Consider the following 13455-nt stretch of genomic DNA (forward strand, 5'->3'; position numbering starts at 1 on the left):
GCTCGTTGATCAGCAGGCACTTTCATACGGCTGTAGCATTTGTCGCGCATGGGAGGCCGACCGCGCGAAGCGTGGCGAATGCACATCCGAAGGGAGACAACTTCATGAAACGCACAGTCCTTGGCGCCGTGACCGCCGCCACTGTCATGATGTCGCCGGCCGCTGCGCTGGCTCAGACCGAAATCCAGTTCTGGCATGCCTTTACGGGCCGCCTCGGCGATCTGGTGGCCGAGCAGGTCGAGACCTTCAACAGCAGCCAGGACGATTACAAGGTCGTTGCCTCCCACAAGGGCAATTATTCCGAGACGCTGAATGCCGGTATCGCGGCGTTCCGCGCCGGAGAGCAGCCGCATATCCTGATGGTCTTCGAGGTTGGAACGGCCACGATGATGGGTGCCAAGGGCGCCATCAAGCCGGTCTACGAGGTCATGGAGGAAGCCGGCGCCTCCTTCGATCCCGACGCCTATATCGGGTCCGTCAAGGGCTATTACACCACCTCTGACGGCCAGATGCTGTCGCTGCCGTTCAATTCGTCGACCCCGGTTCTCTGGGTCAACAAGGACGCCCTGAAGGCTGCCGGAGTCGATCCGGACGTCGACCTGTCCACCTGGGAACAGGTCGGTGAAGTGCTCGACAAGGTGAAGGCATCCGGCTCCACCTGTCCGATGACGACTGCCTGGCAGAGCTGGATCCACCTGGAAAACCTCTCCGCCTATCACAACGTGCCCTTCGCCACGAAGGACAACGGTTTTGCCGGCCTCGACACCGAACTGGCCTTCAACGGCCCGCTCCAGGTCAAGCATATCCAGACGCTTGGCGACTGGGCCCGGGAAGGCAAGTTCATCTATGCCGGCCGCCGCAACGAGGGTGGCGCCAATTTCCGCGCCGGCGAATGCGCGCTCTTCACCGAAAGCTCGGCCGGTTATGCCGGCATCAAGTCGGAAGCCGAGTTCGACTTCGCCGTCCGCCCGCTGCCCTATTGGGAAGGTGTGGAAGGTGCGCCGCAGAACACCATCATCGGCGGCGCCTCGCTCTGGGTTCTCGCCGGCCATGAAGCCGACGAATACAAGGGCGTTGCCGAGTTCCTGAACTTCCTGTCCTCGACCGACATCCAGGCCAAGTGGCACCAGGACACCGGCTACCTTCCGATCACCAAGGCCGCTGGCGAGAAGACCCGCGCCGACGGGTTCTACGACGCCAATCCGGGCACGGACATTGCCGTGATCCAGATGACGGCGAAGGAGCCGACGGCCAATTCCAAGGGTCTGCGCCTTGGTTCCTTCGATCAGATCCGCGGCATCATCGACGAGGAACTGGAAGCCGTCTGGTCCGGCAACAAGACGGCCGAGGAAGCGCTGAACACCGCTGTCGAGCGCGGCAACCAGCTTCTGCGCCGCTTCGAGCAGGCCAACCGGTAATCCGGGCGACCAACAGGAACCGGCGGCAGACCGCCGCCGGTTCGCGCAACGGCAGGCAAGGGGCATTTCATGGAAAAGCGGGTCTGGTTCAGGGGCTGGCTGTTGCCGCTGGCACTGGTTTTTCCCCAGGCGCTGATTTCGGCCGTCTTCTTCTTCTATCCCGCCGGCCAGGCCATCTGGCAGTCCCTGTTCATCCCCGATCCCTTCGGCCTGTCGTCGCAATTTGTCGGCCTGGGCAATTTCGAATTCCTCCTGTCGGACCCCTATTACCGGTCTTCCTTCGTCACCACGGCAATCTTTTCCACCCTGGTCACGCTCGTTTCCATGGTTCCGGCCCTGTTTCTCGCCGTGCTGGCCGACCGGCTGGTGAAGGGCGCCGGCACCTACCGGACGCTTCTGATCTGGCCCTATGCCGTCGCGCCGGCTGTCGCGGGCGTGCTGTGGCTGTTCATGTTCAACACCCGCGTCGGCGTCGTCTCCTGGTATCTGGGGCAATTGGGCTATGACTGGAATCATGTTCTCAATCCCAACGAGGCCATGGGCCTTGTCGTGGTCGCCTCCGCCTGGGGCCGCATCAGCTACAATTTCCTGTTCTTCTTTGCAGCGCTTCAGGCGGTGCCGCGTTCATTGATCGAGGCGGCGGCCATTGATGGCGCGCGCTTCTGGCGCCGTTTCTTCACCATCGTCCTGCCCATGCTCTCCCCGACCACCTTCTTCCTGCTGGTCGTCAATATCGTCTATGCCTTCTTCGAGACCTTCGGCGTCATTCACACGATTACCGCCGGCGGCCCGCAGCAGGCCACGACGATCCTTGTCTACAAGGTCTATGCCGACGGTTTCGTCGGCCAGGACCTGGGCTCGTCGGCGGCCCAGTCGGTCATTCTCCTGCTTGTCGTCGGCGCCTTGACCGTCATCCAGTTCCGTTTCATCGAGCGCAGGGTTCACTACTGACATGGCGACGCCTTCCAGCAACGATACCGGCGGCATGGTGGAACGGCGCGGTCACGGCCTCTGGCTGAGCCATGCGCTGATGATCCTTGGCATCCTCATTGTCTTCTTCCCCATCTGGCTTGCCTTCGTGGCGTCCACCGTCACCCAGCCGGAAATCGTCCGGCCGCCCATGCCGGTCCTGCCCGGCGGCCATTTCTGGGAGAACTACAGCCGCGCCTTGTTTTCCGGTGTCAACGTGCCGGTGGCCACCATGATGCTCAATTCGCTGGTCATGGCGGTGGGCATCGCGGTCGGCAAGATCATCATCTCGCTGCTTTCGGCCTTCGCCATCGTCTATTTCCGCTTTCCTTTCCGCGGCGCCTTCTTCTGGATGATCTTCATCACGCTGATGCTGCCCGTCGAGGTGCGCATCGTGCCCACCTATGAGGTAATTGCCGGCTTCGGCATGCTCAATTCCTATTCGGGCCTGATCTTCCCGCTCATCGCCTCGGCCACGGCAACCTTCCTGTTCCGCCAGTTCTTCCTCACCATTCCCGACGAACTGGCCGAGGCGGCGCGCGTCGACGGAGCCCGGCCGATGCGGTTCTTCATCGATATCGTCGTGCCGATGAGCCGCACGAACATTGCCGCGCTTTTCGTCATCCTCTTCATCTACGGCTGGAACCAGTATCTCTGGCCGCTGCTCATCACCACCGATCCGTCGATGAACACCATCGTCATGGGCATCAGGCAGATGTTCCCGTCCGGCGATGACACGGCCGACTGGCCGGTGATCATGGCAACGTCGATCCTCGCCATGGTTCCGCCGGTCGTCGTCGTGGTGTCGATGCAGAAACTGTTCATCCGCGGCCTTGTCGAAAGCGAGAAGTGACGATGGCAACCGTCAGCCTGAAAAATGTGAAGAAGCGGTTTGGCCAGACCGAGGTCATCCACGGTGTGAGCACGGACATCGAGGACGGCGAGTTCATCGTCATCGTCGGTCCTTCGGGCTGCGGCAAGTCCACGCTGCTGCGCATGGTGGCCGGCCTGGAAACCGTGACCGAGGGCGTTGTCGAGATCGATGGCGAACGAGTCAACGAAAGGGAGCCCATGGACCGCGACATCGCCATGGTGTTTCAGAACTACGCACTCTATCCGCATATGTCGGTGCGCCAGAACATGGCCTACAGCCTCAGGATCGCGGGCATGGCCAAGCCGGAAATCGAGCGCAAGGTGACTGAAGCGGCCAGGCTTCTGCAACTCGAACCCTATCTGGACCGCAAGCCGAAGCAGCTTTCCGGCGGTCAGCGCCAGCGTGTCGCCATGGGCCGGGCCATCGTGCGTGAACCCTCCGTCTTCCTGTTCGACGAGCCGCTGTCGAATCTGGATGCCAAGCTGCGTGTGCAGATGCGCCTGGAAATCCGGCAATTGCAGGCCAAGCTCGGCGTTACCTCCCTTTATGTCACCCACGACCAGGTGGAGGCCATGACCATGGCCGACCGCATGATCGTGATGAATGACGGCCGCGCCGAACAGATCGGCACACCGCTTGAAGTCTATGAACGGCCCGCCAGTCTGTTTGCTGCCCAGTTCATCGGCAGTCCGGCCATGAACGTCGTGGCCGGAAGGGTCAGCCAGGGCAGGGCGATCATGCCCGGCGGCGCGGAGATTGCCTGCAACTCGGACCATGAGGGCGCCGCATCGGTCGGGATCCGCCCCGAGGACCTCCACGCCGATGATTCCGGCCCGCTGGAAATGACGGTGGACATAGCCGAACCGCTTGGCGCAACGACGCTGCTGCATGGCCGGCTGAACGGAACGGAAGACGATTTCACCGCAAGCCTGCCCGGCGTGCATCACATGCGCGCGGGTACCCTCCTGCGCCTGTCGGTCGATCCCGGCGCCATTCATCTCTTCGACAGCAGCACCGGTTTGCGCATCGGCTGAATCACGCCCTTGGAAACGGGAAAGCCGCGGCCTGTCTTTGCAGGCCGCGGCTTTCACATGGTCACAAGAGTCCTGGCGTCAGGTGCGCAGCACCCGGTAGATGGCCGGGATGACCAGGACGGTCAGCAGCGTCGACGAGGCCAGGCCGAACAGCAGCGAGATCGCCAGGCCCTGGAAGATCGGGTCCGTCAGGATCACAGCCGCGCCGATCATCGCCGCCAGCGCGGTCAGCAGGATCGGCTTGAAGCGGATCGCCCCGGCCTCGATCAGGATCTCGGTCAGTTCGCGCCTGCGCATCGGCGTCCCCGGCGCCACCTCCGCTTCTTCCTCGTCGGCGACGACGATGGCCATTTCGGTTTCGGCAACATGCTCCTCGCCGGAAACCGGAACGTCGCGCGGTGCATGGCGGATGAAGTCGACCAGCAGGATCGAGTTCCGCACGATGATGCCGGCCAGCGCGATGAAGCCGATCATGGACGTCGCCGAGAACGGGGCACCGAACAGCCAGTGGCCGCCCAGGATGCCGATGAAGGTCAGCGGGATCGGGGTCAGGATGACCAGCGGCACCTTGAAGGAGCCGAACTGTCCGACCACCAGGATGTAGATTGCGAGCAGGGCGACCATGAAGGCCGCGCCCATGTCGCGGAAGGTCACCCAGGTGACTTCCCACTCGCCATCCCACAGCAGCACCGGCTTCGTCTCGTCCTCCGGCTGGCCATGCAGCGAGATGACGGGTTTGTCGAGTCCGGTCCAGTCCTGCGCGTCGATGGCTTCCTGCACGGCAAGCATGCCGTAGAGAGGGGCCTCGAAATCGCCGGCCAGTTCCGCCGTCACCATTTCCGCAAAGCGGCCATTGTGGCGGAAGATCGGATAGGATGCCTTTTCCTCTTCGATCTGGATGACGTCGCCCAGTTCCACGACACCGCGCGCGCCCGGCAGCACATTGGCCGGGATCGGCGTGGTGAGGAAGCTTTCGTCCACCACCCGTTTGCCCTTCGGCCGCTCCACGCGGATCGGCACGGGGTGCCGGCCCTCGCCCTTGTGGGAATAGCCCACCGTCGTGCCCGAATTGAGAATGGCAAGCGTCTGCAGCACGTCGTTTTCCTGGACCTTGAAGAAATCGAGGTCATCGGTGGAAATGGTCGTGCGCATCCGCCGGGCCTGCTGGCCATAGGAATTGTCCACGTCCACGACATAGGGCACGGACTTGAACGCCGCCTCCACCTTCGCCGCCACGGCGCGGCGCGTCTCGGCGTCGGGGCCGTAGATTTCGGCCAGCAGCGTGGCCATCACGGGCGGTCCGGGCGGGGGTTCCACCACTTTCAGGCTGGAACCGTCCGGCACGGGAATGGCCGCGATGCGTGCGCGGATGTCGAGCGCGATCTCGTGGCTGGAGCGCGTGCGCTCCTCCTTGTTCTTGAGATTGATCGCGACGTCACCCATTTGCGGCTCGGCGCGCAGGTAGTAGTGGCGCACCAGACCGTTGAAGTTGAACGGCGAGGCCGTGCCGGCATGGGTCTGGACGGATTTCACCTCTTCCAGTTCGAGCACGCTGCGCGCGACCGCCTGCGCCACCGCGTCGGTCTTCTCGACAGACGAGCCTTCCGGCAGGTCGATGACCACGGAAAGTTCCGACTTGTTGTCGAAGGGCAGCAGCTTGACCGTCACATCCTTTGTATAGAACAGCGCCAGCGACCCGATGGTGAGAATGCCGACGATGAGCAGGAACAGCCAGCTTGTCGCCTTGCTCCAGAGGATCGGTTTTGCGACCGCGGTATACATGGCGCCCAGCACGCCGCCATGGGCATGGTGGCCGTCGCCATGGCCATGCACCGGCGCCTTGCCGGCAAATTTCAGCATCAGCCAGGGCGTGACCATCACGGCGACGAAGAACGAAAAGATCATTGCCGCCGAGGCATTGGCCGGGATGGGTGACATGTAAGGGCCCATCATGCCGGAGACGAACAGCATCGGCAGCAGCGCGGCAACGACCGTCAGCGTCGCGATGATCGTCGGATTGCCGACTTCGGCGACGGCCTCGATGGCCGCCTGCCTGCGGTCGCGCCCGTCCTTCATGCCCCAGTGGCGTGCGATGTTCTCGATGACGACAATGGCGTCGTCGACCAGGATGCCGATGGAGAAGATCAGCGCGAAGAGCGAGACGCGGTTCAGCGTGTAGCCCATCAGACGTGAGGCGAACAGCGTCAGCAGGATCGTCACCGGAATGACGATGGCCACCACCATGGCCTCGCGCCGGCCGATCGCCAGCCATACGAGCAGGATGATGGAAACGGTGGCGAGACCGAGGTGGTAAAGCAGCTCGTTGGCCTTTTCATTGGCCGTCTCGCCATAATCGCGGGTCACCTCCACCGTCATGCCGTGGGGAATGAGCGTGCCTTCCAGGGTCCCCACCTTGTGCAGGATCTGGTGCGCCACGGTCACCGCGTTGGAGCCGGCGCGCTTGGCGATGGCCAGCGTCACCGAGGGGACGCGCGTAATTCCGTCTTCGCCCTTCAACACGGTGGAGACCATCAGGTCGGCCGTGTCGGTCGCGAAGGAAACATCGGCCACATCGCGCACATAGACCGGCCGGTCGTCGCGCGTCGTCAGCAGGAGATTGCCGATTTCGGCAGGGGAATTGAGTGTCTCGCCGGCGATGACCGTGATCTGCTCGCCTGCATCGCGCACATTGCCGATGGGGAAGGAGGTATTGGCGCCCTGGACCTTGCCGGCAAGCTGCTGCAGCGTGACGCCATAGAGCGCCAGCCGCTTGGGATCGGGGGCAATGCGGATCATCTCGCCGGTCTCGCCCACGAGATAGGTCAGGCCCACATCCTGGATCTTGGCCAGTTCCGTGCGCAGTTCGCGCGCCACGCGCGTCAGGTCGTTGGCGGTGATGCGCCCGGCCGCTTCCGGCTTCGGCGACAGCGTCAGCGACACGATGGCGACATCGTCGATGCCGCGCCCGACGATCATGGGTTCCGGAATGCCGACGGGAATGCGGTCGGCATTGGCCTTCACCTTGTCATGCACGCGCAGGATGGCCGTGTCGGAAGATGTGCCGGTCAGAAAGCGCGCGGTGACCATGACCCGGTCGTCCGCCGTCTGCGAATAGACATGCTCGACCCCGTCAATGCCCTTGACGATGGTCTCCAGCGGTTCCGAAATGAGCTTGACCGCATCGGGCGCCTTCAGCCCGTGCGCCGGGACCATGATATCGACCATGGGCACCGAGATCTGCGGCTCCTCCTCGCGCGGCAGGGTGATGAGCGCGATCAGGCCGAAAGCGAAGGCGGCAATCAGGAAAAGCGGCGTCAGGGGCGAGACGATGAAGGCTTTCGTCAGCCCGCCTGCGATTCCCAGCGGGGTCTTGTTGTGGCTCATGGCACGATCACCGTGTCGCCGGCTTCCAGGCCGGTCAGGATTTCGACATGCCGCGCGCCGTCATGCATGACGGTCTCGCCGGTCACGACGGTGCGCTCCACCGTTTCGCCGTTCTGCCTGACCGGAAGGAACTCCAGCCCCGACCGGATGGTCAGCGCGGCGGCTGGGACCAGCAATGCCTGCCGCGTACCCACCGGCACCTGGACGAGAATACGCGCATCGACAAAGGCGGTGGGAAGCTGGTCCACCTCCACGTCGGCAATGACGCGGCCGTTCTCGATCTGCGGATAGACCTTGGCGAGCTTGCCCACCGTTTCCTGGCCTCCGGCGGCGATCTGGATTTGCGCGCCGGCGGCCAGTGAGCGGGCGTGGCGTTCGGGAATGGCGAGACGAAGGAAGAAGCCGCCGCCGCCAATGGTGGCCACCGGCTCGCCCGGCATGATGACCGCGCCCTTGGTCACCGGGACGGTGAGCACCCGGCCATCGGCCGGCGCCAGAACGTCGCCTTCCGCGCCCTGCTGTTCCAGGACCTGGCGCTGGGCCTGCGTGGCGGCGATCTCGTTGCGCGCGACATCGGCCGCCGTCTGAAGCTGGTCCAGCCGCTGGCGCGTCATGACGCCCCGTTCGACCAGCGTCTGTGCGCGTTTCAGTTCGGACTCGGCGGTATCGAGTTGCGAGGCGAGCGCCCTGAGCCGGGCGTCCTGCGCGGCGATCTGGAAATCCAGCTTGTCGTCGCGCACGGTCGCGATGGTCTGGCCGGCCGTGACCTCGTCACCCTCGGTGACGAGGAGGTCGACGACCACGCCGCCAATGCGCGCACGCGCCGGGACGGTGTCCCTTGCTTCCACCCTGCCATAGACGGCTTTCCATTCGGGAACCGGGACGGGTTCGGCCTTGTATTCGGCTGCCACGGCCGCGGTCGAGGTCAGCAGCCCGGCAATGAGCAGGAATGCGCGCATGGTTTCGCTCCTTGTAATTCGGGTCGCGATGGCCTTGCTCAGAAGGCGGTACCCGGCTTGACGCCGAGCTTCTTGAAGATCATGGCCGCGGGGCAGAAGCCGGTAAAGGCCGATTGCAGCATGTTCACGCCGATGAAGACGGTGAACCAGATGAAGAGCGGCGAGACATAGACCGTCAGCACGACGGACAGCAGCACCATGAAGCCGGCAAAGGCGAGGACGGAACGGTCGAGGGACATGGGGACTTCTCCTGTGTCTTTAATATCTACACATGTTCATATATAGAGACAAAAGACACATTGCAATGCATCATTCGGCTATCTGGAAGATTCCGCGAGCGGTGACCATGATCTGCCTCAAGGCCGCGCCGGTCAGTCCCGGTAACCCGGTCAGGCTGGTCCGTCTGGCGGGGCGGGAAACCGTGCGGGCGTCAGCCCCGCCTGGAACCACGAGACCAGATTGTAGATGGAAAACACCGGCAGGCCGGTCGCGGCGCGAATGTCGGGCGCGTAAGGCACCATGTTGGTGCATTCCAGAACGATGGCGCCAAGGTCGCCATGGGCCTCAGCAAGCGCCCGTGCGGCCGCCACATTGTCGGCGCGCGCGGCATCCACGTCGAGGGTAAGCGCATTGTCAAGAATGGCGCGGGTGAACTCGCGTCCGCCTTCCGTGGTGCCGATGGGCGTACCTTCGGGCACGCGCGCCTTTTCCAGATGCAGTGGTGTCAGTGTCGATGCCGAAATGGTCAGAATGCCGGCGCGCTTTCCTGCCGGCAGCAGGCGGTTGACCATCTCCACCTGCATCAGCGAGGAGGTTGCCACCGCAACGCCGGTCGCCTCTGCCAGTTCATCCTGGAAAAGCGAGAGAAAGCCGCAATTGGTGGTGATGCCGTCGGCGCCGTCGGCGACGAGGTCGCGCGCCGCCCGGACGAAGGCATCCAGCATGCCCGTCGCGCCGCGCCGCACCACGAGATCCGGCGTGGCGTCGCGCACGATCCTGTAATGCACGGGGAAGGGCCAGGTGCGTGCATTGCCCATGTCGCCGGGAATGCGGGGAAAACGCGCGTCGAGCATGAGAATGCCCACCGATGCGCCATAGATGGCCTTGCCGCCGGTCACCCGGGTCATGTCTCTTCCTCCGATACGACGCGATGCGCGAAGATTTCCTCCGGCCCGCTGACATAGATGCTTGAGTAGCCTTCCCTCACCGCCACCACGATCTGGTCCATGCGCTTGACGATATGCTGGCGCATCAGCGCCTCGGCCGCATCGGCGTCGCGACGCTCCAGGGCTTGCATGATCTGGCGGTGTTCGCCCTTGGTATGCTGCACCCTCAGCCGCATGTCGATCCAGCGGATGAAGCGGATGCGCTCGTTGACCGAAGCGAGCTGGCGCACGATTTCGCCGTTTCCGGTCATGCGTGCGATGCCGATGTGAAAGGCCTCGTCATGCTCCACCACCGCCCCGATGGTCTTGCCGGCATAGTCGAGACCATGGGCATAGAGTGCGTCCCGCAATGCCGCGATGTCGCTGTCGCCGGCCCGCTGGCAGGCGAGGCGAACGGCAGCCGCCTCCAGCACTTCGCGTATTTCGTAGAGCTCGAAGATGCGTTGCGGATCGAGTTCGCGGCAGAAGAAGCCCTTGCCGGGCTGGAAATCGATGAGTTGCTCGGCGACCAGCCGGTTCAGCGCCTCGCGCAGCGGTGTGCGGCTGGCGTCGAGGTCGCGGGCAAGCTGGACCTCGTTGATCCGCTCGCCCGGGCGGATGCCGAAATTGACCGCCATTTCCTTGAGCCGCCTGTAGAGCGCCTCGACCCGGCCTTCGCTCATGCTGCGCCTGCCCTCCACGCGTTCCGGCTTCTTGACACAGCCGGCGGCACTTCGCAAGATACAGAACTGTATACAGGATTGTGCGCAGGCAACCACGGAGAGAGCGGCAGTGGATTACGGGTCGAACCAGATGACGGGCGCAGAGGCCACGGTGCGGATGCTGCAGGTCCACGGCGTGCGTCATGTCTTCGGCCTGTGCGGAGACACCTCGCTGCCCTTCTATGATGCCATGGCCACGCTCGATCATGGCATGATCCATATCCTGACCCGTGACGAACGCCATGCCGCCTACATGGCCGACGGCTATGCCCGCGTGACCGGCAGGCCCGGCGTCTGTGAAGGCCCGTCCGGCGGCGGCGCGACCTATATCCTGCCCGGCCTCGTGGAAGCCAACGAGAGTTCCGTGCCGGTGCTTGCCATCACCACGGATGTTTCCACCGCTTCGCGCGGGCGCTATCCCCTGACCGAACTGGACCAGGTGGCGCTGTTTCGCCCGCTGACCAAGTGGAACGCCTCGCTCGACGATGCCGCGCGCTTGCCATCCATGATGCGCGCCGCCTTCCGCGCCATGACCACCGGTCGCCCGGGCGCGGCCCATCTCGCACTGCCCTTCGATACGCAGAAGGGCGCGGTCGATCCGGCTGAAATCTGGGTCGATCCCGGCCATCAGCGCTTCCCCGCCCTGCCGGCGGCACCCGAGGCAGGTGCCGTCGAAGAGGCCGCTGACCGGCTTTGCGCCGCCCGCAGGGCAGTCGTCATTTGCGGCGGCGGGCCGGTCATCGCCGGCGCGTTCGAGGCCGTGGAAAAGTTGGCGCGGCTGCTCGATCTCCCGGTCGCCACGTCTGTCTCCGGCCAGGGCATCATCGCCGAGACGCACAGCCATGCGCTGGGTGTCGTGGGGTCCAATGGCGGCGTTCCGGCCACCCGTGCCGTGATCGACGAGGCCGATCTCGTGCTTTTCATCGGTTGCCGGGCCGGTTCGGTGACGACGGAGCGCTGGCGCTCGCCGCGACCGGGCGTCGCCATCGTCCACATCGACAGCGATCCCGAGGTCATCGGCGCCAACTACAAGCCGGATGTGGCGATTGCCGCCGATGCACGCCTGGCGCTGGAAGCCCTGGTGAAAGCCGTCGAGGCAAGGGAGAATCGCAACGGGCAGGGCGGCGCGGCGCGCGCCGCTGCCGCATGGCAGGCCAAGCTCTCTGATTTCCGGCCGCTGGCGCAAAGCGGCGAGAGGCCCATCCGTCCCGAACGGGTCGTCGCCACGCTGCAACATCTGCTCGATGACGACGCCACCATCGTCGCCGACCCCGGCACGCCCTGTCCCTATTTTTCCGCGCATTACCGCTGGCCGAAGGCCGGCCGCCACTTCATCACCAACCGTGCCCATGGCGCGCTGGGTTACGCGCTCGCCGCTGCCATGGGCGCTCATGTCGGCCGCCCATCCGCCAAGACCGTTGCGGTCATGGGCGACGGCTCCTTCGGCTTCTGCTGCGGCGAGTTCGAGACGATCTGCCGCTACAACATGCCGATCACCTCCATCGTCTTCTCCAATTCCGTCTTCGGCTGGATCAAGGCCGGCCAGAAATCCGGCTTTGGCGGGCGCTATCACAATGTCGATTTCTCCCGCACCGATCATGCCGCCGTCGCCGCCGCCTTCGGCGTGAAGGCATGGCGGGTCGAAGACCCGGACGAACTGGAAGGCGTCCTGCGGCAGGCACTTGCCCATGACGGCCCGACCCTGGTCGATGTCATCGCCCAGCCGTTGCAGGATGCCGCTGCCCCCGTCTCCGAATGGGTGGCCTGATGTCGGGTGGTCTCGCTCAGCCGGTCACCGGCTTCGACGTCTGGCATTGTGCCTTGCCGGTCACCGGGCGGCGCGACCACGGTATCGGTGCGATCGCGGGCAAGGTCGAGGTCATCATCCTGCGCCTGACGGCCGAAGACGGCACCGAAGGTTTCGGCGAGGCCGCGCCCTGGGTGGTCTTCACCGGCTCGCCGGAAGCCAGTTTCGCCGCGCTGGACCGTTACATGCGCCCACATGTCATCGGCCGGCCGGTGGCGGACATGGCGGCCATTCTCACCGATGCCAGCCGCGCCGTGGTCCACTGCACCGAGGCCAAGGCGGCGCTGGATTCCGCCTTGCACGATCTGGCCGGGAGGCTCACCGGCCGCCGCGTCTGCGCCATGCTTGGCGGTGGCGATGATCCGGCGCCGATCCCGCTCTCCTGCTCCATCGCAAACCCCGATTTCGAAGCCGACAAGGCGCTGCTGGAGCGGTTGGCGGCGGATGCGGTGGGCATCGTCAAGCTGAAGACCGGCTTTGCCGGCCATGCCTTCGACCTGATGCGGCTGGAATGGATTCGCGAGCATCATCCCGCCATGCAAGTCCGCATCGATTACAATCAGGGTCTTTCCCGTCAGGCGGCTCTCGAACAGGTGCCCGAGATCGCCGGTTTCATGCCCGATTTCATAGAACAGCCGGTCGCCGCCGGCGATTGGGCGACCATGGCTGATTTGCGCATGAAGCTGGATGTGCCGCTGCTGGCCGACGAAAGCGTGTTCGGCCCCGAGGACATGGAGCGCGCCGCCCGGGAGGGGATTTGCGACGGTGTCTCGGTCAAGATCATGAAGACAGGCGGTCTGAAGCGGGCGCAAGCCGTGGCGCGCATGGCGGCTGAGGCCGGCCTTTCAGCCTATGGAGGCGACATGTTCGAGACCGGGCTTGCGCATCTGGCCGGGGCACACATGATTGCCGCCACGCCCGAAATCACGCTGGGCTGCGAGTTTTACCAGGCGCGGTATTTCTTGGCAGGGGATCTGCTCGAGACACCGTTCCCCGTCAGCGGCGGCCATGTCATGCTGCCGCCGGGGCCGGGACTGGGCATCGGGCCGGACATGGCGAAAGTCCGGCACTACAGCATGGCCGCATCAGAACATCGATAATTTATTGACAAATTCTTGACGTGTGTCACGATCATGCTCAGGA

General features: G+C 64.3%; 11 protein-coding genes. 6 read left to right on the forward strand and 5 right to left on the reverse strand.

Annotation, left to right across the window (positions count from 1 at the left end; translation table 11 throughout):
• The first annotated feature begins 104 nt into the window (after nt 1–104).
• From ugpB to R3D65_RS06540, 4 genes are all read left to right on the forward strand, one after another.
• Nucleotides 105–1418, forward strand: coding sequence for a sn-glycerol-3-phosphate ABC transporter substrate-binding protein UgpB (gene ugpB, locus R3D65_RS06525; protein WP_371274414.1), 1314 nt, complete (start codon nt 105–107; stop codon nt 1416–1418).
• 69 nt (nt 1419–1487) lie between these two features.
• A complete protein-coding gene (ugpA, locus tag R3D65_RS06530; protein ID WP_371274415.1) occupies nt 1488–2369 on the forward strand; it encodes a sn-glycerol-3-phosphate ABC transporter permease UgpA in 882 nt (293 codons plus the stop codon).
• Nucleotides 2370–2403: 34 nt separating this feature from the next.
• Nucleotides 2404–3240 carry a sn-glycerol-3-phosphate ABC transporter permease UgpE gene (gene ugpE, locus R3D65_RS06535; protein ID WP_371274998.1) on the forward strand — a complete coding sequence of 279 codons (837 nt, stop codon included), beginning with the start codon at nt 2404–2406 and terminating at the stop codon, nt 3238–3240.
• Between the two features lie 2 nt (nt 3241–3242).
• Nucleotides 3243–4295 (forward strand): sn-glycerol-3-phosphate import ATP-binding protein UgpC, encoded by a 1053-nt coding sequence (locus R3D65_RS06540; RefSeq protein WP_371274416.1) that lies wholly within the window; start codon nt 3243–3245, stop codon nt 4293–4295.
• Nucleotides 4296–4373: 78 nt separating this feature from the next.
• On the opposite strand, the gene R3D65_RS06545 is transcribed toward R3D65_RS06540, so the two are convergent.
• The 5 genes from R3D65_RS06545 to R3D65_RS06565 all read right to left on the reverse strand — a co-directional run bounded on the left by R3D65_RS06545 (nt 4374) and on the right by R3D65_RS06565 (nt 10466).
• Entirely contained in the window at nt 4374–7679 is a 3306-nt protein-coding gene (locus R3D65_RS06545) for an efflux RND transporter permease subunit (protein ID WP_371274417.1), read from the reverse strand.
• Nucleotides 7676–8638 carry an efflux RND transporter periplasmic adaptor subunit gene (locus R3D65_RS06550; protein WP_371274418.1) on the reverse strand — a complete coding sequence of 321 codons (963 nt, stop codon included), beginning with the start codon at nt 8636–8638 and terminating at the stop codon, nt 7676–7678. Before R3D65_RS06550 ends, R3D65_RS06545 begins: the two co-directional genes overlap by 4 nt.
• A 38-nt stretch (nt 8639–8676) precedes the next feature.
• The gene (locus R3D65_RS06555; protein ID WP_371274419.1) at nt 8677–8877 is read right to left on the reverse strand and encodes a DUF2892 domain-containing protein; all 201 of its coding nucleotides are present in this window, start codon (nt 8875–8877) and stop codon (nt 8677–8679) included.
• A gap of 150 nt (nt 8878–9027) precedes the next feature.
• Nucleotides 9028–9765, reverse strand: coding sequence for an aspartate/glutamate racemase family protein (locus R3D65_RS06560; RefSeq protein ID WP_371274420.1), 738 nt, complete (start codon nt 9763–9765; stop codon nt 9028–9030).
• Nucleotides 9762–10466: a GntR family transcriptional regulator gene (locus R3D65_RS06565; protein WP_371274421.1), complete on the reverse strand. Its 705-nt coding sequence runs from the start codon at nt 10464–10466 to the stop codon at nt 9762–9764. Before R3D65_RS06565 ends, R3D65_RS06560 begins: the two co-directional genes overlap by 4 nt.
• A gap of 109 nt (nt 10467–10575) precedes the next feature.
• On the opposite strand from R3D65_RS06565, the gene R3D65_RS06570 reads away from it, so the two are divergent.
• Together R3D65_RS06570 and R3D65_RS06575 are read left to right on the forward strand one after the other, a co-directional pair.
• Complete coding sequence (locus tag R3D65_RS06570; RefSeq protein ID WP_371274422.1) at nt 10576–12273, forward strand: thiamine pyrophosphate-binding protein; 1698 nt, start codon at nt 10576–10578, stop codon at nt 12271–12273.
• Nucleotides 12273–13412: an enolase C-terminal domain-like protein gene (locus tag R3D65_RS06575; protein WP_371274423.1), complete on the forward strand. Its 1140-nt coding sequence runs from the start codon at nt 12273–12275 to the stop codon at nt 13410–13412. The genes R3D65_RS06570 and R3D65_RS06575 overlap by 1 nt, the downstream gene beginning before the upstream one ends.
• The last annotated feature ends 43 nt before the right edge of the window (nt 13413–13455 follow it).

Origin of the sequence: Zhengella sp. (assembly GCF_041397485.1) — a bacterium.
Taxonomy (GTDB): Bacteria; Pseudomonadota; Alphaproteobacteria; order Rhizobiales; family Rhizobiaceae; genus Zhengella.